This is a genomic window from Bradyrhizobium campsiandrae (assembly GCF_014529705.1).
In the GTDB taxonomy this organism is placed as follows: domain Bacteria; phylum Pseudomonadota; class Alphaproteobacteria; order Rhizobiales; family Xanthobacteraceae; genus Bradyrhizobium; species Bradyrhizobium campsiandrae.
On sequence record NZ_JAANIH010000065.1, the window covers coordinates 1 to 20248 of the forward strand.

General features: G+C 61.9%; 19 protein-coding genes and 1 pseudogene. 1 reads left to right on the plus strand and 19 read right to left on the minus strand.

Features of this window, described 5'->3' with window-relative positions; all coding sequences use genetic code 11:
- Positions 1-23: 23 nt before the first annotated feature.
- From G8O24_RS45265 to G8O24_RS33900, 18 genes and pseudogenes are all read right to left on the minus strand, one after another.
- Positions 24-242 carry a hypothetical protein gene (locus tag G8O24_RS45265; protein WP_368736640.1) on the minus strand — a complete coding sequence of 73 codons (219 nt, stop codon included), beginning with the start codon at positions 240-242 and terminating at the stop codon, positions 24-26.
- Complete coding sequence (locus G8O24_RS45270) at positions 239-475, minus strand: hypothetical protein (protein ID WP_283815625.1); 237 nt, start codon at positions 473-475, stop codon at positions 239-241. The genes G8O24_RS45265 and G8O24_RS45270 overlap by 4 nt, the downstream gene beginning before the upstream one ends.
- A 276-nt stretch (positions 476-751) precedes the next feature.
- Positions 752-922 (minus strand): hypothetical protein, encoded by a 171-nt coding sequence (locus G8O24_RS33830; RefSeq protein ID WP_188106863.1) that lies wholly within the window; start codon positions 920-922, stop codon positions 752-754.
- Between the two features lie 250 nt (positions 923-1172).
- Entirely contained in the window at positions 1173-3092 is a 1920-nt protein-coding gene (locus G8O24_RS33835) for an FTR1 family protein (RefSeq protein WP_188106864.1), read from the minus strand.
- Between the two features lie 265 nt (positions 3093-3357).
- A complete protein-coding gene (locus G8O24_RS33840) occupies positions 3358-4227 on the minus strand; it encodes a cation efflux transmembrane domain-containing protein (protein ID WP_202988798.1) in 870 nt (289 codons plus the stop codon).
- 16 nt (positions 4228-4243) lie between these two features.
- Entirely contained in the window at positions 4244-4591 is a 348-nt protein-coding gene (locus G8O24_RS33845; protein ID WP_311972354.1) for a hypothetical protein, read from the minus strand.
- Between the two features lie 103 nt (positions 4592-4694).
- Positions 4695-5066: a hypothetical protein gene (locus tag G8O24_RS33850; RefSeq protein WP_188106865.1), complete on the minus strand. Its 372-nt coding sequence runs from the start codon at positions 5064-5066 to the stop codon at positions 4695-4697.
- A complete protein-coding gene (locus G8O24_RS33855; protein WP_188106866.1) occupies positions 5063-8272 on the minus strand; it encodes an efflux RND transporter permease subunit in 3210 nt (1069 codons plus the stop codon). The genes G8O24_RS33850 and G8O24_RS33855 overlap by 4 nt, the downstream gene beginning before the upstream one ends.
- Positions 8265-9215 carry a divalent metal ion exporter adaptor subunit IhpB gene (gene ihpB / locus G8O24_RS33860; protein WP_188106867.1) on the minus strand — a complete coding sequence of 317 codons (951 nt, stop codon included), beginning with the start codon at positions 9213-9215 and terminating at the stop codon, positions 8265-8267. Before ihpB ends, G8O24_RS33855 begins: the two co-directional genes overlap by 8 nt.
- On the minus strand, positions 9212-10483 hold the full coding sequence (gene ihpA, locus G8O24_RS33865) for a divalent metal ion exporter subunit IhpA (RefSeq protein ID WP_188106868.1): 1272 nt from the start codon (positions 10481-10483) through the stop codon (positions 9212-9214). Before ihpA ends, ihpB begins: the two co-directional genes overlap by 4 nt.
- 56 nt (positions 10484-10539) lie before the next feature.
- Entirely contained in the window at positions 10540-10917 is a 378-nt protein-coding gene (locus G8O24_RS33870) for a hypothetical protein (RefSeq protein ID WP_188106869.1), read from the minus strand.
- Positions 10918-11133: 216 nt separating this feature from the next.
- A pseudogene (locus G8O24_RS44605) lies at positions 11134-11253 on the minus strand (SAM-dependent methyltransferase); the annotation flags it as partial.
- A gap of 879 nt (positions 11254-12132) precedes the next feature.
- Positions 12133-13308, minus strand: a complete 1176-nt coding sequence (locus G8O24_RS33875) for an LPD7 domain-containing protein (protein WP_188106870.1) — start codon at positions 13306-13308, stop codon at positions 12133-12135.
- Positions 13292-15238, minus strand: a complete 1947-nt coding sequence (locus G8O24_RS33880) for a type IV secretory system conjugative DNA transfer family protein (RefSeq protein ID WP_188106871.1) — start codon at positions 15236-15238, stop codon at positions 13292-13294. The genes G8O24_RS33875 and G8O24_RS33880 overlap by 17 nt, the downstream gene beginning before the upstream one ends.
- On the minus strand, positions 15204-16235 hold the full coding sequence (gene virB11, locus G8O24_RS33885; protein ID WP_188106872.1) for a P-type DNA transfer ATPase VirB11: 1032 nt from the start codon (positions 16233-16235) through the stop codon (positions 15204-15206). The genes G8O24_RS33880 and virB11 overlap by 35 nt, the downstream gene beginning before the upstream one ends.
- The gene (gene virB10, locus G8O24_RS33890) at positions 16232-17377 is read right to left on the minus strand and encodes a type IV secretion system protein VirB10 (RefSeq protein ID WP_188106873.1); all 1146 of its coding nucleotides are present in this window, start codon (positions 17375-17377) and stop codon (positions 16232-16234) included. Before virB10 ends, virB11 begins: the two co-directional genes overlap by 4 nt.
- 11 nt (positions 17378-17388) lie before the next feature.
- Positions 17389-18240 (minus strand): P-type conjugative transfer protein VirB9, encoded by an 852-nt coding sequence (gene virB9 / locus G8O24_RS33895; protein ID WP_188106874.1) that lies wholly within the window; start codon positions 18238-18240, stop codon positions 17389-17391.
- Positions 18237-18908, minus strand: coding sequence for a VirB8 family type IV secretion system protein (locus G8O24_RS33900; RefSeq protein WP_188106875.1), 672 nt, complete (start codon positions 18906-18908; stop codon positions 18237-18239). Before G8O24_RS33900 ends, virB9 begins: the two co-directional genes overlap by 4 nt.
- A gap of 38 nt (positions 18909-18946) precedes the next feature.
- Here G8O24_RS33900 and G8O24_RS33905 point away from each other — a divergent pair, with 38 nt between their 5' ends.
- Complete coding sequence (locus G8O24_RS33905; RefSeq protein WP_188106876.1) at positions 18947-19237, plus strand: hypothetical protein; 291 nt, start codon at positions 18947-18949, stop codon at positions 19235-19237.
- Positions 19238-19252: 15 nt separating this feature from the next.
- On the opposite strand, the gene G8O24_RS33910 is transcribed toward G8O24_RS33905, so the two are convergent.
- Complete coding sequence (locus G8O24_RS33910; RefSeq protein ID WP_188106877.1) at positions 19253-20239, minus strand: TrbL/VirB6 family protein; 987 nt, start codon at positions 20237-20239, stop codon at positions 19253-19255.
- Positions 20240-20248 lie beyond the last annotated feature (9 nt).

The window sequence follows — 20248 nt, forward strand, 5'->3', positions numbered from 1 at the left end:
GATGCTACACCTCTTGAACGCCATCATGCGGCGCTCCTGCATCGAGACGACCGCGGAAAGAACCATGAACCCGGCAGTGGATCATGTTTGTCGATCGGGGTTGACACCGTGCCCGCGATTAAAGAACAGACGACTAGTTGCTGCTTGATAACAACGAGCGCGATACCATGGCCGCCGCCGATGCACATGGTGACGATGCCATGGCGTCCGTTGATACGCCAGAGTTCGTAGAGGGCCTTCACAGTAAGGATGGTTCGCGTCGCGCCAAGCCAATGACGAGCGCGATTGCACCTCCATTGTGATTGGCCTTTTCCGGCGGCAGATGGATCCCGTCCATGATCGCCAGGGCCTGCGCCGCGAAGGCCTCGTTGGATTCGATGGCGTCGATGTTGGCGAGCTTGAGCCCGCGCGATCGAGAGCCAGTGGAACAGCCTTCACTGGGCCGGCTCCCATGGTCTCGGCGGTACGCCGGCAAGTCCTCAAGAAACCATCCCCTTCTGTTGTCCTGACGCGATAAGAGTCTTCAAGTTTGGACCGTTCTTTTTGCCATCCTGAACGCCAGGGACTTTCGACATGACAGCTCAGGCCGCAATCGCTTGGCAGCTCTCGGCGCAACGTTTGCAGGCCGCAACACAGTCGTCCATTCCGCCGATTCGTTCGCAATCCTTGGCGCATTCGATGCAGAAGAACGCCCAAGTCGAACGCGGGGTCGCGGAGCTTGATGATTTGTCCGCAACCCCGCGCTCATGCATCAGCGACCCTTCGAGCCCGCCCTGATAGCGCGGCCCCGATCCGCTAATGGTAGCTTGTGCACGATGATGGCAACCTCATCGGCGGACGCGGCGGCAGGCCCTACCAGCACCACGGCGGCGATGAGCCCCACCAGCGACCGGCTTGTGACGGGATAGGCTTTCTGTTTCAACTTGAGCTTCCTCTCACTTCACCGTCACGTGCCCCGTCATCCCGTATTTCCGGATGATTGGGAATGAGGCATGAAAACTCGAACCTGCGGCTATTGCGCCGGCACTAGATTGCTTAGAATCTAGCGACCACCACCTTCCGCATCGCCGGACCGCCCATCGGGCTGTTCGTAGGATATCCGTCGCGGCCGTAAATGGTCTCACGACGCTACGAACGTCGGCGGCACTGGAGCAAGGCTCCGTCCACCCCTTCTATGCGACCTTTCGACGATTGAGGGCGAAGCCTATAGCCAGAGCCGCGATCACGAGTACCTGGGCTGCGACCGTTTGGGTCGTTGGGAACAGGCCAACCAATGAGATACGCGGCACCGAACGCAACGGTGCGATGCTGACCATGCCGGCCTCTTGCAGAGCAGCGATACCCTTGCCGGCGAGAACGACCGTGAGTACCGCCATCAGCCACGAACTGTAGGTGAAGAACTTACCGATTGGCAGGCGGCGGCTAAAGCGCAGCATTGCCCACGCCACTACGGCCAGGGTTAGGCATGCGCTCAGGGTGCCCGCGAGTATCGCGCCGCCGTTTCCCTGGTTCCACAGCGCCGCAAAGAAGAGGATCGTCTCGAACACCTCTCGGTAGACGACGATGAAGGCGAGCCCGAACAGAAACCATGCCGAACCGCCGGACAGCGCTTTCGCCATCTTTTCCCGAATGTAGTGTTGCCATTGATCGGCCTGCGCCTTGCCGTGCATCCAGATGCCGACCGAGAGCAAAACCACGGACGCAAAGACCGACCCGAAGCCCTCCGTCAATTCCCGGCTCGCGCCGCTGATCCCAATCATCCAAGTCGCGACAATCCAGGTCAAAAAGCCCGCCGCAAGTGCACTAACCCAACCTGCATGGACGTAGCGCATCACCTCCATCCGCTCGGCCTTGCGAAGGAAGGCGATCATGGCCACTACGATCAGCAATGCTTCGAGCCCCTCGCGCAGCAGGATCGTCGCCGCGCCTAGGAACGTCGACAGACCGCTTGCGGCGTCCGGGGACAGCGCAGCGTCCGCATCGTCGAGGAGGACGTCGAGGATCTGCGCTCGATCGGTGAGCGCATCGACAGTCCCTCTGCTCTGGATAGTGGCGCGGTACTCGCCCATCGCATCCTCGATCCGCTCCATAAGCGCACGATCACGGGCGGCCAGCGTAGGTTCGACCGGCTCGAACCCATCGAGATATGCGGACAATGCCAATTCGGCGGCGCGCTGCCTGTCCCCCGCACGATAGAAGGCGAGGCTTTCGGCCAGACGGCCGCGAACCAGCGACAGAGATCCGGTCTGTTGTCCAAGGACTTCGGGATGCCGGCGCAAATAGGCCATGAGGGCGTCTGCCTTATCCTCTCCGATCTTGCCTGCAAGAGATGCGGGCGTCGTGCCAGCGAGAGCTTTCAGATCCGGGACGAGCCCGTGAAGCCATTCGTCCTGCTTCCACAGCCGCTCCCCTTCCGTCGCGGCAGCGTCCGAAAATGCGAAATGACCAGCGTAGAAGGCTAGGGCCCAGCGATCATCGGCCGGTAGGCCATCGAAGCTCGGCATCGGGGTCCCATCGAGGCCTTGGGTAATAACCAAGTAGAGGGCGAACACGCTGCGCTGACGGCTGCGATCGGCATCTGTGAAAGCGACGGGCGGAGTGTTCAGCTTTGCGGCATCCGGTCCCTGACCGTCGCCGGTCGCGTCGTGACAGCTGGCGCAGTTCTGAGCAAACAGGGCCGCACCGCGCGCGAAGTTCGGGACCTTCTTCGGCGCCAGCGGCACAGGATAGGCCGCAAGCAGCGAAGTGGCTAAGCCGTGCGCAATTTCGGCGACTTGCTCGGCCTCGGCCTTGCTCTCGATGGCGCGCTGCAGACGTCCAGCTTCTGTCAGAAGCGCTTCCTGTTCCGGCTTGGGCGGCAGCGCGGCGAGCTTTGCAGCGATGGTCGCCGCGAACTCTTTCTGCTCCGCGTATTCGGAAGGACTTGAGATCGAGCCGTGCGATACCGCGCCGGGGTAGTCCACCGCGATGTAATCCAACAATCGCCACGTCGTTTCGACATCGCTCGTCTCCGCCCTCGCTTTACCCAAGAAAACGAAAGCCATTAGGATAAAGAGCAGTCCCAGGCGCACCGGTAAGGATATGAGATTCATGGGATGCCCGTGTGGAAGTTAGGTTCGATCGCCGTCGTATCGCCGATTTCGGGTCGGTGCAATTTGAGGCGTTCTAATTCCGGTCATTCGAGGCTCGTCTGTGCACCTTCTCGCAGCGGCTGCCCAGAAGACGTTGCCAATTTCGTTACTTGCCGGGATGAACCCAGGGAACGCGAGCCCATAGGGCGCCTTCCGAGCCAGCGACAGACCGAAATCGGGCGCGATGAGGCTTCAGGAGGGTAGGGCAACGACAGCACCGCGTTCACTATGTGCCGCTCCCGTAGCGGGCTCGATCGGCCTTGCTCAAGTCATTTCGTGCATCCCTTATGATAGCCAAGGACGACTGGAGAAATAGAGCGGCAATGACGACCGCCACAGCCAAGTCAGGCCATGGCGTTTGGGTCCAAGCGACCAGAACGGCGGCAACTATGACCGCAACGTTGCCGATCGCATCATTGCGGCTGAAGAGCCATACCGCACGCACGTTGGCGTCCCCCTGCCGGTGAGGAAGAAGCACCACGGCTGCCATCACGTTCACCACCAGTCCGACGAGTGCGAGAATCCCCATCATCTCGGCTTCGGGCTGATGCTGCACCAGCACGCGATAGCCGGTGTCGACGAGCACTCCCGCTCCCAGAACGCCGAGGAAGATTCCCTGCAGCAGGGCGGCCTTGGCCCGGGCCGCCAGTCCCCAGCCCACCGCCATCAGCCCGAGGAACGAGATCACTCCGTCCCCGATGAAATCGAGCGCATCGGCCTTCACGGATTGCGAGCCGGCGAGAAACCCACCAACGGTCTCGACGAGGCCGTATCCGGCGTTCAGCAGAACTACGATCCAAAGGGCGCGCTTGTAACCAGGCGTCACGTGCGAGAGATTCGGGATCTTGTCGTCATCCTCGCCTTCGTCGACGCGCGCAAGTCTGTAGCCGAGGCCGGTGATCGAGCGCTCGACCTCGGGCAGAGGGGCCGTCCCGTTTTCTGTTCGGAGCGTCATCTCCTGGGACGCGATCGAGACCTTGGCATCCCGCACGCCTGCGATCGAGCGCGCGGCGGCTTCGATCTTGGCAGCGCAGGCGGAGCAATCCATACCGGTCACGCGGTAACGAACCGCTTCGGCTGTGTCTGTTTCCGTCATCTTACACATCCTCGCATCAAGTCTTACCTTCCAGCCGCAGTCTCTTGTAAAGCGTCTCGACGGCACTGGAGAAATCGACCGTCTCGTGCCGCGCGCAGTGCTCTTCGAGGAATTGCAGTTGGGCCATCAGGCCGAACGTCGGCGGATTGAGATCGAGACCGACGTCCACGCCCGGCGGCCTACTCAACACGATTCCGCTCATGAAGCCCTGCGCCCAGGCCAGGTAGTCCTTTCGCACCTGCGGATCAGCCGCCGCATCGGCCGTGAACTGCCGGCATGTCGCGGCACCTAGCCCGACGATCTGTGCGGTCCGCGCGTCATGCTCTTCTGCGGCCACCGCGTTCCAGGCGAGCGGCCATATCACGCACGCGGCTACGAAATGTCGGATAGGGATGCCGGCCGAGGCGTGCTCGCCCCCAAGGCCTGATCTTCTCTCCGCTGAGCGCAGCCAATTCACGTCCGCAAGCCTACTTCTTGAATTTGGCCTGACCCGACTTCCCCTCGGCGGTCTTGATCGTGAGGGTGATCGTCGCGCCTGCCGGAATCGGATTCTTCGCGTCGCCTTTGAGCGAGTTCTCGCCTTGGGGCGCAAGGGTGACCGTTTCGCGGGCCGACCCACCGGCAATCAGCACGGCGCCGACATAGCCCTTTGTCGAGACCGGCTTCGCCTTGAAGGCCTCAAAGGCGTTGATGGTGACCGTGTTGCCCGACGTCAGAAGTTCGGCATCGATCCCGGCAACGTCGAGCATCAGCCCGCCGTTCGGTCCTTTTTCATAGTCCTCGGCGGAAACCGGCGTCGCGAACAAGATGGCAGCGATCAGCAACAGCGCGTACTTCATGACGGTACTCCTTGGCGGACGGATGGGTTCGATTGCGTGTTGGTCGGCTCTTCCCGCCTGAACATGGCGTAGAGCGCCGGCAGCACCAATAGGGTGAGGATGGTCGACGAGATGATCCCGCCTATAACGACGGTCGCGAGCGGCCGCTGCACCTCAGCGCCGGCACCGGTGGCGATCGCCATCGGGACGAAGCCAAGTGAGGCGACGAGCGCGGTCATCAGGACCGGCCGGAGCCGCGTCAGTGCGCCTTCCCGGACCGCGTCCACCAGCGCATGGCCTTCGCGTCGAAGCTTTTCGATGAACGTGATGATGACGAGGCCGTTGAGCACGGCGACCCCAGAGAGCGCGATGAAGCCGATCCCGGCGCTTATCGAGAGCGGAATCCCGCGCAGCAGGAGCGCCACGACGCCGCCGGTGAGCGCGAGCGGCACGCCACTGAATACCAACAGCGCATCGGGCATCGACCCCAAGCTGATGAATAGCAGCAGGAAGATTAGAAACAACGCGAGCGGCACGACGACCATCAGGCGCTGCGTTGCAGAAATAAGCTGTTCGAACTGGCCACCCCAACCGATCCAATAGCCGGCCGGCAGTTTCACCTTCTCCTTCACCTGATTTTGAGCATCAGCGATGAAGGAGCTGAGATCACGACCCCTCACGTTGGCTGTCACGGCAATCCGCCGTTTACCGTCCTCACGGCTGATCAGATTGGGGCCCGGCTTTAAATCGACCTGGGCAAGTTCGGATAGCGGCACGTAGCGGATTTGCGCGAGCAGCGAATTGCCCCAGAGCGCAGTAGTTGCCTTCGTCGGACTTTCGGTCGGCGGCAGCGGAACCGGCAACGATCTGATAGCATCGACATCCGAGCGTAGATTCTCCGGCAGTCGAACTACGATGTCGAAACGACGATCGCCTTCAAACAGGCGGCCTGCGCTCTTGCCGCCCACCGCCATTTCAACGAGATTCTGTACATCGGCGACGTTGATACCATAGCGCGATAGGATTTGGCGGTTCAGTTGGACGGTGAGCACCGGCAACCCCGCCGCCTGCTCGGCTTTGACGTCGGCCGCCCCCTCCACCCTCTGCAGAACTGCTTGGACCCGGCTCGCAGCCTGGATCAATTCGTCCAAATTGTCGCCGAATATCTTGACGGCCACGTCGCTCCGCACGCCCGAGATAAGTTCGTTCATGCGCTGCTGGATCGGCTGCGAGAACCCATAGGCGCTACCGGGCACGTTTTCCGCCGCCTCGTGGATTTCCGCCACGATAGCGGCCTTCGGCTTCTTGGGATCGGGCCATTCCTTTCTCGACTTCAGCATGATGTAGTTGTCCGAAGTGGATTGCGGCATAGGGTCGGTTGCAACCTCCGCCGTGCCGGTGCGGGCGAACACCTCCTTGACCTCGGGAAGCTTGAGTAATCGCTTCTCCAGCATCGCCTCCATTGCCACCGACTGAGTCAGACTGACGCTGGGGATGCGGACCACCTCCGTCGAGGCATCCAATTCGTCGAGGCTCGGAATAAACTCACCGCCCATGCGCGACGCCGCGATGCCGCAGACAACGACCAGGAGGGCCGCAACCACCGCGACGCCGAACCGGTTGCGGATCGACGCCGCGAGTAGCGGCGCATAAATGCGGCGCGCGGTTCGCATGAAGAAATTCTCATGTTCGGAGACCTTGCCGGTGACGAGGAGTGCCACAGCCGCCGGCACAAACGTCATCGACAGAATGCTGGCCCCGGTCAACGCCATCAGCACGGTCAAAGCCATCGGCGTGAACATCTTGCCTTCGACGCCGGTGAGCGTGAGGATCGGTAGATAGACGACGGCAATGATGAACGTTCCGAACAGGCTGGGGCGGATGACCTCTCGCGAGCCGGCGAGAATTGTCTCGAAGCGTTCCTCGCGGGTGAGAACGCGGCCGAGCCGGCGTTGCTCCATCGCCAGCAGGCGCAGACAGTTCTCGACGATGATCACGGCACCGTCGATGATGATGCCGAAGTCGATCGCGCCCAGGCTCATGAGATTGGCGCTGACCTTGTCTTCCACCATGCCGGTGATCGCGAACAGCACGGACAGCGGAATGACGCACGCAGTCGCGACCGCGGCCCTAAAGTTTCCGAGCGTCAGGAATAGCACGACGATCACCAGCAGCGCGCCTTCGAAGAGATTCCTCGCCACTGTTGCGATCGTCGCTTCGACCAGACGTGTGCGATCGTAGACGGTGTGCGTGACGATCCCCTCGGGAAGCGACCGTCCGATTTCCTTCAGCCTTGCGGCGACGCGCTGCGCGACGGTGCGGCTGTTCTCCCCGATCAGCAGCATGGCAGTGCCGAGCACCACCTCGTTGCCGTTCAGCGTTGCCGCGCCGGTCCGCAAATCTGTTCCTTCCCTGACATCGGCCACATCGGACACTCGCACCGGGATGCCGTTCCGCGAGCCGACCACGATTTCCTTGATCTCGTCGACGCTTGCGACCTGTCCAGGCGCGCGGACGAGGTATTGCTCGCCGTTGCGCTCGATGTAGCCGGCACCGACGTTGGCATTGTTCGAGGCGAGCGCCGCCATGATGTCGCGAAAGCTGAGTTTGTAGGCCATCAGTTGAGTGGGATCGGGTAGCACCTGAAACTGCCGTTCGAATCCGCCCACCGAATTGACTTCGCTCACCCCCGCAACGGTCCGCAGTTGCGGCCTGACGATCCAGTCCTGGATCGTACGCAAGTCGGTGGGACTGTACGCCTCTCCGCCCGCCTTGCGAGCCTCTGGCTTGGCTTCGATTGTGTACATGTAGATCTCGCCGAGCCCGGTCGATATCGGCCCCATCGCTGTCTCGATGGCCGGGGGTAGCTGGTCTCTGACCTGCTGGATCCGCTCGTTGACCATCTGCCTGGCAAAATAGATGTCGGTGCCATCCTTGAAGATCACCGTGACCTGGCTGAGCCCGTAGCGTGATAGCGACCGCGTGCTCTCCAGGCGCGGCAGGCCGCCCATGGCGGTTTCGATCGGAAACGTGATGCGCTGCTCGACCTCGAGCGGCGAGTAGCCTGGGGCCCGGCTGTTGATCTGGATCTGAACATTGGTGATGTCGGGAACCGCGTCGATCGGCAGACGCGTGAAATTCCATGCGCCGAAGCCGGCCATGGCGAGGACGCCGAACATCACCAGCCAGCGCTGGCGGATGGCGAAGGAGAGGATGCCGTCAATCATTGTCTTCCGCCCCTCCCTTCGCCAGTTCCGCCTTTACGATGAAGCTGTTCTTCGCCGCGTATAGATCGCCTTCCAGGACGCCGAACGTAACTTCCACGAAGTCCGGGTCGCGCTCGCCGATCTCGACATCGCGGGCCTCGAACTTCTCGCCGTCGCGGACGAACACGACCGTGCGGTTTTCGAGGGTCTGCAACGCCGAGGATTTCACTGCGACTGGCACCTTCTTAGCCGACAGGGTCAATCGGCCGGTGGCAAACAAGCCGGGGCGCAGCTGGTGTTCGGCATTCGGTACGACGGCTCTGGCGAGCGCGCTCTGGGTCTCACTGCTGCCGACAGGCGACACATACGAAATCTTCGCCTCAATTTTGGGTCCGCCGTCCGCTGGATCGATCAGGATTTGATCGCCGACCTTCACGCGGCCCAGGTCGCGCCGGTATACGGAGAAATCGACCCATACCGTCGATAGATCCGCGATGACGAACGCCGGCTTCTGCTCGGAAACGTATTCGCCGAGCGTGGTTTGGCGGTCGATGATCGTGCCCGCGAGAGCGGCCTTCAATTCGTAAGATGTCAGGCTTTGATTGCTTTCGACGATGGCAAGGACGTCGCCCCTTTCGACGTGGTCGCCAATTCGCTTGCGAACCTCCCGAACGACGCCCGGAAACCGGGGCGTGATCTGAACCAGCGATTCCTGGTTGGCCTGGACCATTCCGTTCAGCAGCAGGCTGTCGTGCAGCACCGCCGGCGCGGCCTTCGCAAGCTCTATCTCGGCGGCCGCTACCTTGGCGTCGCTCATCGCGATGCTGTCCGAATGCTCTTCATTTTCGGACTTCTCCGTCGCGACTGTCTTGGTCGTCGCCGGTGCCAACATCCGATATCCGGCATAAACAATTGTCCCGGCGACCAGAACGAAGACCAGATATCGGATCAGTGCTCGAATCATCTTGAGCTCTCGCGCGCGAGCGAAAGTGGATTGCCGACGAGTCCTTCGATGGTCGCTACGGCAACGTGGAAGTTCTGCGATGCCTCCTGCTCGCGCAGTCGCGCCTGTGTGAGGCTCGCCTGTGCGTCCAGCACCTCAAGCAGCGTGAAGCGGCCTTGGCCGTATCCATCCGAAATGGCCTGCGCCGCCTGCTCGGCTTTTGGGATCGCGGCTCCGCGAAGAATGGCAAGCTCCCGCAGCGAACTCTGCAGCGCGTCGTACGCGCGGCCTGCGATCACGATCAGCGTGTTCCGGTTCGCTTCCCGCTCCGCCCTCGTCTTCGCCAGGCTCTCCTGCGCCGAGAGGATGTTGCCCTGATTCTGGAAGAACACCGGGATAGGTACCGAAAGCGTCAGCCGAACGGCATCATCGTTGGTCTCGTTGAAGTGACGCCATCCGGCGGCGATGCGCACGTCCGGATAGGGCCTGAGCCGGGCCAGCAAGAGTTCCGCGTTCCGCTGCGCGTAAACTGCGGTCCAGCGGACCAGTTGCGGATTCGCCTCGATCGCGGCCACGACGGACTGAAACGATGGCGGCCGTCCGGTGGCATCGAGCCGTCCAGAGACGGAGGTGAATTTGGGTGTAGGATCTCCCATGAGGACGGCCAGTTCGCGCCGCGCGCTGGCGAGGGTCGACCGGAGCCGCTCCCGATCTGCCTTGACCAGAGCGGACGCCACTTCTGCCCGCCCGGTCTCTGCCGGGGACGATGCGCCTGATTCGACCCGCCGCTGCAGCAGTGGGGTCAACCTGTCGATGGCGGCGACCTGCTCGTCAAGAATCTGGATGCGACGCTGTGCGCCCAGCACGTTGAGGAAGGCGATCGCCGTCTGCGAGAGGACTTCCAACCGGACTGCCTGACGCTGGATCGCCGCCGTCTCGACACCCGCCGCGCCGGCCGCAATGCGCGCATCCCGCTTGCCGAACCATTCGAAAGCCTGGCTGATCTGCAGCGTGGTCTCCGCGGACTTCGTGCCCTGATACTTACCCGTGCCGAAGGAATTGTCCTGCTCATAGGACAGCTCCGGATTGAGCAAGGCTCCGGCCTGGATGCGCTGTCCCGTAGCGATCCCTACGTCCCGCTCGGCCGCGGTGAGACGCGGGCTGGCAGCGAGTGCGCGCGCAAGCGCGGACTTCATCGTGAGAGCCTGCGAATGTGAAACGCCCGTCAGCCACGGACTGACCAGGAATGCTACCGCACACGCAAAAAGCGCGGCCTTCTTCCGAAACATGAGCAGGTACCTGACCAAGCAGATCGATCGAGCGCTCGCGCGCTCCGAGAAGACGCTCAGGTCCGGTATTTGGGCGGCGGCGTATCGAGACCCGGATGATCCTCAAGGAGGAACGTCGCCGTAGCGTAAACCGGCGAGACCGACTTTCCCGTCGGCTCGGCTACCAGGACAGGCGGCGGAACGAGCAAGGGAACACAGGTATAGCAATGATCGACGACGGTGACGGCCGGCTTCTTCGAATCCTGGTCCGCTTTCCACGATGAACCGCCCAGTTCGAGTTGTGCGGCCCGCTCGACCGACGCGGGCGTCTCCTCGGCGCAGGCGATCTCTCCTGCTACCCCGACGAGGACATATGCAATCGCAAGGAAAACGGTCAGCAGCCCGCGCAGCTTGGGTGCAACAAGGGGTCGCCGATGTCCGATTTGCCGTTTCATCAGTCTATGCGTAGCAAGGACAGGGGCCGAACTCCATCACAAATTCGGTCTGGGAAGGCGCGTCGGGAAGGAATGGAGGGCGAATAAATTTACCCGGCGGTGCCGTACGGTGGCGGAAAGGAGAGTTGGCTTCCCGCTGCTTCGAGTCAGCCTAGCCCCGCACTGCCTTCGTACCGAAATCCCGCCCCTCGATCAGTGGGACGGTCGAGATGGCCCCCCGCCGCTGATATTTTTCCATGCCTGCGTCAGCCGATCCTGCCACCAGCGAACGCCCTCGTCGGGCGCCAAGCCGTGCTCCACAAAGAGCAACCTGCCGCCGGGTCGAAGCACGCGGCGCGATCACCCATCATTCCGTCAGGCAGGAGCGCCGACGCGCCAGGCTGCGGACGGTCCCGGCTGGAATCGGTTGTCAACCGCAGATTGCGCTCCAAAATGCCGTATCTTGTCGTCCGCAGTGGTGAGCCGATAGGTGTCGTGACAATAGGTGATCGCCCTCACCTGCATGTTCGGCTCAAGGCTTTTCAGACTGCGGACCTGCCCGCCACCTCTCATCACTCCGCTTGCCACGCGACCTCGGCCATGGCTTAGACCGCGATCGTGATGATCATGGCCCCGACAATATGATTGCTGTTCGCAAAGTGCGAAATCCCTTGTGGCAATCCACGGACACGCTGAGTTTGTCAGGTCCGAGGGCACGCGATCAAAGGATCCATAAAAACAGCAGCCGGACCAATCGGTGTGGGCTTCGAGGCTCGCAACGAGCTGATGTTGCCTATTTCATCGAAACCCGATCCACGCCTCGTCGCCTTAATCAGGATACTCGCGCGGCAAGCCGCGCGAGACTCCATTCAAGCCGCATGGTATAGTCAGGAGAGGGCGTCTTCTCTCCGCTGTTCGACGCCAAGAATGATCGCATTGCGCGTCAACGATCCGTAAGGCCGAGCATTTCTCGAAACCCTCGTCCCTAATACGAAGGAATACACCATCATCGCCGTTCGTCCGCTGCGCTTTTGTATTCCGCCATTGGTTGCGGGTGATTTGAACCTACGAAACTAAACCATTGATTTTGTTGGGGCGACGATTTGATGTTAAAAACCCGGCAATCCATTGAGATTGCTGGGTTGTTTGTATCGATCTTGGTTGCAGGGACAGGATTCGAGCTTCTGACTTCGTCAGAGGCACACTAAAGCGTTGATGTGCCCTCGTCGCGCGCCATCAGCGTTCTCGTTCCTGGATTCTAACCCGCTCACCATTCTGCTTCTTATCGGCATTGTCTTTGCCACTTCCCAACCGACGACGGTCTTGAACAGGTTCCATCACGGTTGCACGCGCGAATGAGTGCCCCCGCTCGAGATGTTCCGCAATTCGTTCCCTCACGGATCCCATGATGGCGTGCCGCGTGCGCTCATCCTCTGGAAAGACGCGTTCGAGCGCCTTCTCGATAAGGACCATATGGGATTGCGCGGCGACCAGATCGGGATCGCGAGCGGTTGTCGGTCGATCGGCTGAGCGAAATCTTTCCGCGGTCACCTGCCACCGGTTGCGCGGCACCTGTCGCCGTTCGATACGCGCACTGCCGCTTGCTGCGTCTATCAGCTTGATATCTTTCGCGACGCGGTCGACACCTTCCCTGCGCACCTGGATGCGATCGCCGGGCCTTGCCTTACTATCGGCGGTCGCCTTCTCAAGACCCACGCCCCAAACCTGATGCTGCCGGCCGTTGTCGAGCTCGATGGCCACGTAGGTGGATGGCTCGGCATCGTCACGATTGCGATAGGGTGCTCGGCCGATCTCGATCAAGCGCCCTGAGACACCCGCGTCGTAGTCAAGTGCTTTCGCGCCATCGTCCCGGGCAGTAGCTGAACGAACCGCTTCCTCCTGCGTGTAAGGATGTGTTCGGTTCCAGACGTCCTGCCGATCGGAAAGTGCCTGCCGATCGAGATCGGTCGGTTGATAGCCCTGGACTTCTATACCGCGAGCGCCGGCCTCGAGCCAGGCTTCGCGCCGGAATACCGCCGAGCCTCGGACGTGGAGTGCGTCCCACCGTCGATGTTGTGCCACGCTGACCATGTCGCGGACTACCTCCGCTGCGGCCAGACGCGTGACGAGACGATCTGCGGTGACCTTGAAAGCGAGATACTCGTCGCGCTCGTCGGCATAAAGGCGTGCCTCCCCTTCGCGTCCATCCTTTCCGGTCTCTGCCACCACGTAGTATTTCCGACGGATACGATCAGGGAGTGCATCCTCTTCGACCGTCGCTGCGGATGACTTGTCAGCCGACGCCGATTTCGCTCCGGGAGCATCGCCCGACTTATCCGTCTCCTGATCGCGTCCTGTGCGACCCTGCCGTTGAAGGCTAAATTCCGTGCCGTCGTCACGCGTGTCGTTCATGCTGCGGCTCATTTTTCTTGCGGCCGGGCCGTCGTGCCGGCGGGATGGCGTGGGCGTCGATATACTTCAGGGTCCAGGCCTTCATGTCGTCTTCGGAGAGACCTTCGAGATTGACATCCACATCCCCAAAATCGAATGAAGCGTTGGCAGGGATTGTGGAGGGGTCGGCCACCTCATCGTCGGTCATGGGCCGGGCCCGGAATACCGCGCGCAGCTCGGCAATCTCGGAGCGCAGCTCCTTGAGTTCGGCGTCGAGCAGTGCATTTGAGCGCCCCTTAGGCAGCTCCGGGACCGGGGCCGGCAGCAATCGTTGCAGGAATGCCTTGTCTTCGTAATAGACGATCTTATCGGCAATGATCGGCGGAATGCCCGTGCCGAGGATGAAGGCCTTGGATTTCGGAAGAAGCTTCAGCTCTTGCGGCAGCATCAGGGCGCGACGATGCTCGGAGACCGTTTCGCTGGTGGACCGCATCGCAAGCCCCTTCGGTCCGCTGCGGCTGCGCGCATTCACCGTATCATAGCCGATACGTTCCGAGAGCTCATTCGCCACGTCCTGCTCTTTCGGGGCAAACACGACCTCGACGGCGTGGTTGGTCATGAAGTTGCGAGCCGCGTCGATCCCATAGATCGCACGCAGCTGCGCCGGGCTCTGAACCACAGTGAGAAGGCGGATGCCGTATCCGGCGATGAAGGCGACCGATTTTGCCAGCACATTGACGTTGCCCAGCGCCGGAAATTCGTCGAGCAACAGCAGCACCTTGCGATTGAGTTTGGGGTTTTGTTCCGGCAGCTGGCGGGTATTGAGATCGACGACCTGCTGAAAAAGCAGATTGAGAAGTGGCGCCATGCGGTCGAGATTGTCAGGTGTCACCCCGAGATAGATCGACATGGGACGCTGCCGAAGTTGCCGGAGGTCGAAATCATTGGTCGAGGTTGCGGCATCGATGCGGGGATTGAGCCAGAGGCCGAGTCGGGCCGTCACGGTCTTGCGGACCGAGTTCAATGTGTTCTCGGAGGCCGCAAGGAAGTCGTTCAGCGCCGTAATGCAGTGCCGCGACAGCGGGGAACGACCGCCCGTGCGGTCGGCGATGATCTTGTCGAAGTGGGCCTTGATATCCTGGGTCGCTGACAGCTGGCGCAGGATCTCACCGATCGTCAATGGCAAGCCTGGCGTTTCCGCGACATAGCCGCCGATCGCTACAAAGGATGAACGTGCTGCCTCGAACCAGAACGGATCGCCGCGGCTTTCGGCCGGAAACAGCATCACAGCGATACGCTGCAGATCGTCATAGAGATCGGCAGGATCGCTGCGCACATAGCCCAGTGGATTGTAGCGCGCGGTGCGACCGTTCTCGTCGAGCGGATCGAACAGATGGACCTCCTGGCCGTGGCTAGCGCGAAAGCCGGACGATCGATCCCAGTTCTCCTTCTTGACATCCAGCGCAACGACCGAATCCGGCCAATTGAGCAAGTTCGGAATGACGTAGCCGACCCCCTTCCCGGCGCGCGTTGGGGCGTAGAGCAGCACGTGTTCCGATCCCCCGAAGCAGAGCATCTTTCCGTCTTTGCGGCCGAGTAGTAGGCCGTCCTTGGATCGTAGGCCAGCGGCCTTGATCTCGCGCTCGGAGGCGAAACGGGCCTTGCCGTGAAGTGGAGGCGGACGGTTCCGCAGAATCGCGCCAAGCAGGCCAAAGACGACAATCAGCCCGGCAAGGGTCGACAGCGTCAGCCAGCGGTCAAAGCGCGGGTCGGCGCCATAGCGCGGCCAGCCTGTGGCGATCTCCGACCAGTGAAAACCGCCATCGTGGAGCCTGAGCCCGAGCAGCAGAACGTTCGAGGCGACCAGCAGGAAGACTGCGCCGGCCCCGAGCGCCAGCGTCGTGCCGAGGGCGGCTCTAGCGGGCGTGGTCGCGTTTGCGAACGGGATCATAGTAGATTTCCGAGATGCGGTAGCGGCCGTCACGCTTCTGCATTTGGACGACGACGTCGACCAGATGCAGCAACAGCGAGCGGATATCATCGCGCTGAAGGTCACGTCCCTCCGCGCTTTCCTTGACCAGCAAGGTCATCTGTTCGAAGGCTAGGCGAGCGCTGTCCGCGTGAACCGTCGTGATCGATCCCGGGTGCCCCGAATTTACGTTCCTGAGATAAAAGAAGGCGGTGCCGTCGCGCAGCTCCTGCAGCAAGATGCGGTCGGGCCGCATGCGCAAAGACGATTCCAGGAGTTCGCGGGGGCCGATCTTGGCAACGCCCTGCCCGTCCTTGGCATAGAGCAGCCGGACGCAATTCTGGTGCGGGATGACCAGCTCGGTGGTGTCTTCAATGGTGATGAGCCGTTCATGCGTCGGGATCGCCGCAATCAGCGCCTTGGACAGAGTGGTCTTACCCGAACCAGTCGCCCCCGAGATCAGGATATTGCGACGGGTGCGCACCGCAAGCTCAAGGAACTCGCGCCAGTGGCCGGCGTCTTTCAGCGCGAGCAGTCGATGCTCATCGACGGATAGCTCGTCGTTCGTCGCGCGGACATCTTCAAACAGCTTTGCCCGCGCCAAAGCGTCGAGGTTCATGGTCAGTGTCGAGGGCTTGCGGATCGTCAGGCTGACCATGCCGGTCGGGACCGCTGGCGGCACCACGATCTGACAGCGCTCCTCGCCGATCAGGCTGGTCGATACCACCGGGTGTTCCGGGCCGATGTCTTGGCGGGTATGGCCGGCGGCCGCGGTTGCAAGATGTGAGAGATAAGTTTCCGTGAGGGCTTCGGCTTCATGCCGGGTCCAGCCGTCAGGTCCTTCCACGAGGATCTCGCCGGGACGGTTGACGACGATTTCGGTGAGGGTGTTGTCCGCCAGGTATGGCGCCAGCGGCTCTAGGTAGCGCGCCAGCACCAGGCGGCCGCCATCGCGTTCGATCGATACGAGAGCGCTCATTTCGTCACCACAGCCGGGCCGACGATGCTCCCAGGGATCGTCCGGTCGAGAATCTGGGTGCGGGTTTCGATCCGGTGCAGTTGATAGACAGAGGAGAAATCGAGGTCGCGCGCGACAAAGATATTGACGAGCTCGCCCTGATTTTTACTCAGCGTCGGTGGAATGTTGATCGACTGCTCGACGGCAATGCCGGCGGCAGTGTTGGTCGCGCCAGCGGTATTGTTGATCTGGATCGATCCGTCTTGCAGTTGCTGGCGCCCGATCGAGGAGGCATCGCTGACGATCGACAGCAATAGCGCTGACCCGAAGCGCTCCCAGAAATGCGTGTCAATATCGCCATCGAACCCGGCGCGGCCGAGCGCATCCGTGGCAGGCGACGCCAGGGCCGCGATGACACCCGTCGGTGTCTTGGCACGGCTCCACAGAACAAACATGCGTTTTGAGCCCCGCCGCACATTGCCGCGATATTCGCCGACAATTTGCGTGCCCTTTTCCATGAGCACCACGTTGCCGGAATCCGACATCACGTCGCGCAGCACAACGCAGGAGACAAAACCCGCCACATCCGACGACATCGCGGTCTCCAGCACGCACGGAATGGAGGTGCCCTGGGTAACCAGAAGATTGCGATTGGGAAGCCGCGCCGCGCGCACCCCCTCGATCGGCGTGGGTTTCAGCTTGTCCGCAAGCTCGTTGCGTGGCTCGGCCCGCCCAAAATCATAGGGATCGATGGGGACGCTTCCGGTCGGGCCATTATGGGGCGGACGTCCCGACGCGACCGGCCGGTTATAGGCGAGCACCGGCGCGCGCCGTGCGCTTTCCAGCATCTGGTCCGCGGCGGGCACAGCGGGTGCCTGCGTGGCAGCAACAGGTGCGACCGGGATGGACGCCGTGGTGATGGGTGAGACAGGTGGCTCGGCGGCGGGCTCGAACGCCGCCGCCTGACGGATCATGAGCTTGCGGGCGGACTCGCTGATCGGCTTGTCGCTTTTCCAGGTCCCCCAGATGATCAGAAAGGCGAATGCGGTGAGCGCGAGCGCGCCGAAGCCGCGTTTGAGCATGGCTGCTCGACCATTGTCCTCTCCTCCCACCGGGGTGATTCCCCGCTCGCCGGCAAGCGTTTCATTCTCATGCTCGGTCATGTTGTGCCCGCCTATCGTGCCCTTGGGGTTGGAGATGGCCGCTTCGCCCGCCGCTCGATCGAGGGGCTTGTGGTGTTGGTGCCGGGATTGACCCCGACGGCATCGAACGCTTCGTTAAAGATGCAAAGCACAATATCGCCCTTGCGCAGCCGAAACTCGCGAGCCGTGGCGTGCACCACCACGAGCTCGCCGCGGACATCCTTAGGGACGAGACTTTCGGAGCCGTCCGAGTTGATCAGGTAGATCGCCGGAATCTCGCGATTGCCAGCGAAGCGGAACGTGGTTTCCTTGCCGTCGTCGAAGACGGCTTCGGGCTCGAGGTCGATCGAGCCTTGGGCCGAAAAGCGCCAGTTGCGCGCGCCATAGGCATGGTGCAGGTCAAACGTCTGCTCGATCAGCGCGCCTTCCCGCTCGGCGCCGCGGGCAGCCGCCTCAATGCGCCGCCGCTCGATCTCGTCGCCGGGGTAGGCGAAGCGGACGACGAAGTAGCTGTCGGCCAGCGTCGTCTCCGCGATCGACAACTCGAACTGATAGGAGCGTTTTCGTCCGTCGGGCCGCGTGGTGACGACCTGCAGATTCGTCGGCGGATGTTTTTCGCGCGGCTTGAGGAACAAGATCGAACCCGCTGGTGCTACTTCCCATGCGATCGCATCGCCGATCGCGACATGCGCGATCTCCTCGTCATCGGCAAACACAACCTGGGTCGAGGCGCGAATGACGCCGTTGACGCGGACCACATTGGCCGGGTCGTAGGTCACGGTGCGCACACGCGCATCACGTTGACCCGGTGCCGGCTGCTGCAGCGCGAGTACCGGCCCCGCAAATCCGAGAGCCAAAGTAATCCAGAGCGCGAAACGTTTCATGGCACGACCTCCGGATCGGCACGATATTCCGAAACCAGAAAGCCGAGCGGATTGATCAGGCGGTCGGCGGAGGACATCGGCGCGTTGGCATAAGAGAACGTCAGCGTCGAAACCCAATGGGTGACGCGGGTTTCCTCTCCCTTGCGGCTCTCTTTCATGAAGCGCACGGACGCGACGTTGTCGGCCAAGAGCGAGATCGCCTTGATCCGCACCGTCGCGACCCCAAAACGGCCTTGAACGACTTGCGGGCTTTCGGGATTGGAGCCGCGGTACCAGGCTGCGAAGCGGGCTTGTTCGCCCTGACCCGAAAGCAGGGAAATCGTGCGAAAGTTGGTTTCGGCTTCGGGATAGCTGTAACCTTCGCGCGCGCGCACGTAGCGCCCAAGAAAAAACTTGGTGACGGCTTCGTCGTAGCGCGCCGGCGTCGAATTAAGGGCGGAAACGGTGTCGACAATGCCGGTCGCATTATCGACCCGGATGACGAACGGCTCGACCGTCTTCAGTGGCGCCAGCGCTGCGACCGCACCGACCGAGACGACCGCCAATGCGCAAGCGCCTGCGGCAATCACCCAGGCTGTTCGCCGCGAGCGATGGGCCGACAGCAGCAGATCCTGTTCCCATCGCCGCGCATTGTCGAAGTAAGCTTTAAGGTCATCATGCCCAACCATCTCACGCCTCCTTGCCGCAAGCGCGGTAAGAGGCCGCAATGTCGGTCCAGTGGCCGGACGCGACGAGTTTGGTCGAAGGCGCTGATGGGCTGCTTTCGCCCTTCCGGGTGATGGGTGCGGACTGCGGAGCCGACGGCTCGGGTGTCGCGGGCGGCGCGCCGGATTCCCAATCCCACAAGGAGCGATTGAGCGGCCGCCGAGCCGTACCGTCACATGACGGCGGCCCCTTTGACCAGGTCCCGCAGCCGCCAAGCTGCCATGCGATGACGCAAATGATGAATAGTCGACGCCACATCGTTCTGATGCCCCTGTCATTCTTTGCCGCCTGATGCTGGCGACTTTGCTTACGCGGCCGTAGTCCCCTGCGAGTGTGTGCGCCGCATACTGCCGCCCTGCCGGCTGGCCCTGACCGCGGCGAGGCCGCGGCTGGCCGACCAGCGGGCGCCAGCATAAGCACCTCCGGCCGCGGCCGTTGCATTGGCAACCAATGGGCTCGTGACCAGTCGGCTTGCGAGCGACGCCCCGCCCCCGGCGAGACCGCCTGCGATAATCGGCAATTGAAGTGCGATGTATCCGGACAGACCAAGTACCGCGCTGATCGCGACGGCGGCCACGACCAACTCGCCCGCTGTTCCCGCGTTTGCCGCGAACCTGTCGATGAAGCCGCTAACGGTGGTTAACATCAGGCCGACCAGAGCGACCACCAGCACCAACAGGATCACAAAATTGGCGACCTGCCGGAGCCAGGCTTCCGTAAACGGGCGGGTCGCCTCGAAAAGTCCTAGGGCAATGAACACCGGGCCGAGCGCGATGACGACGCCAAGACCCACTTTTGCGTAGAGCAGGATGGCGAATTGCAGGAACGATCCGACGGCCACAAAGACCAGGAGAATGGCAGCAATCAGCGCGGGCGCGATGTTGGTTAGGCCAGCTTGGTCGTAGATCTTGTTGGCAACGTCAATCCCTTTGGATAGAAGCTGATCGAACGGAGCGCCGGAACTGGTATTCAGTCCAGAGCCCGCCAACGCATTGCCGATCTCCTTCGGCAACGAGTCGAAGAACAATCCCGTCACGTACTGTTGGAACGTGCTCGAGTTCGTCGCTAGCAGCACCACAACAACGATCCGCATCGCTCGCCAGGCGAATTCCATGATCGGCTCGGAAATCGCTCCCCGCATCACGGCAAAACCGTAGAGAATAACGTAGAGCATCACGGCGGTGCGCAGCGGACCATCGATGTAGGAGGCAAGATTCGAAACCGAGGTCGATACGAATGCTGTGATCGGTTGCTCGAACTCTTTCAAGAAGCTGTCGAAGACGTTAACGGCCATCGCGGCGGT

What these genes read in the sequence shown, in the direction of transcription:
- virB9 (WP_188106874.1), bottom strand. Translation starts at nt 18,240, where the DNA reads ATGAAACGTTTCGCGCTCTGGATTACTTTGGCTCTCGGATTTGCGGGG.
- virB10 (WP_188106873.1), bottom strand. Translation starts at nt 17,377, where the DNA reads ATGACCGAGCATGAGAATGAAACGCTTGCCGGCGAGCGGGGAATCACC.
- ihpA (WP_188106868.1), bottom strand. Translation starts at nt 10,483, where the DNA reads ATGTTTCGGAAGAAGGCCGCGCTTTTTGCGTGTGCGGTAGCATTCCTG.
- G8O24_RS33905 (WP_188106876.1), top strand. Translation starts at nt 18,947, where the DNA reads ATGTCGGTCCAGTGGCCGGACGCGACGAGTTTGGTCGAAGGCGCTGAT.
- G8O24_RS33835 (WP_188106864.1), bottom strand. Translation starts at nt 3,092, where the DNA reads ATGAATCTCATATCCTTACCGGTGCGCCTGGGACTGCTCTTTATCCTA.
- G8O24_RS33870 (WP_188106869.1), bottom strand. Translation starts at nt 10,917, where the DNA reads ATGAAACGGCAAATCGGACATCGGCGACCCCTTGTTGCACCCAAGCTG.
- G8O24_RS33850 (WP_188106865.1), bottom strand. Translation starts at nt 5,066, where the DNA reads ATGAAGTACGCGCTGTTGCTGATCGCTGCCATCTTGTTCGCGACGCCG.
- G8O24_RS33875 (WP_188106870.1), bottom strand. Translation starts at nt 13,308, where the DNA reads ATGAACGACACGCGTGACGACGGCACGGAATTTAGCCTTCAACGGCAG.
- ihpB (WP_188106867.1), bottom strand. Translation starts at nt 9,215, where the DNA reads ATGATTCGAGCACTGATCCGATATCTGGTCTTCGTTCTGGTCGCCGGG.
- G8O24_RS33900 (WP_188106875.1), bottom strand. Translation starts at nt 18,908, where the DNA reads ATGGTTGGGCATGATGACCTTAAAGCTTACTTCGACAATGCGCGGCGA.
- G8O24_RS33840 (WP_202988798.1), bottom strand. Translation starts at nt 4,227, where the DNA reads ATGACGGAAACAGACACAGCCGAAGCGGTTCGTTACCGCGTGACCGGT.
- G8O24_RS33910 (WP_188106877.1), bottom strand. Translation starts at nt 20,239, where the DNA reads ATGGCCGTTAACGTCTTCGACAGCTTCTTGAAAGAGTTCGAGCAACCG.
- G8O24_RS33880 (WP_188106871.1), bottom strand. Translation starts at nt 15,238, where the DNA reads ATGATCCCGTTCGCAAACGCGACCACGCCCGCTAGAGCCGCCCTCGGC.
- G8O24_RS33855 (WP_188106866.1), bottom strand. Translation starts at nt 8,272, where the DNA reads ATGATTGACGGCATCCTCTCCTTCGCCATCCGCCAGCGCTGGCTGGTG.
- virB11 (WP_188106872.1), bottom strand. Translation starts at nt 16,235, where the DNA reads ATGAGCGCTCTCGTATCGATCGAACGCGATGGCGGCCGCCTGGTGCTG.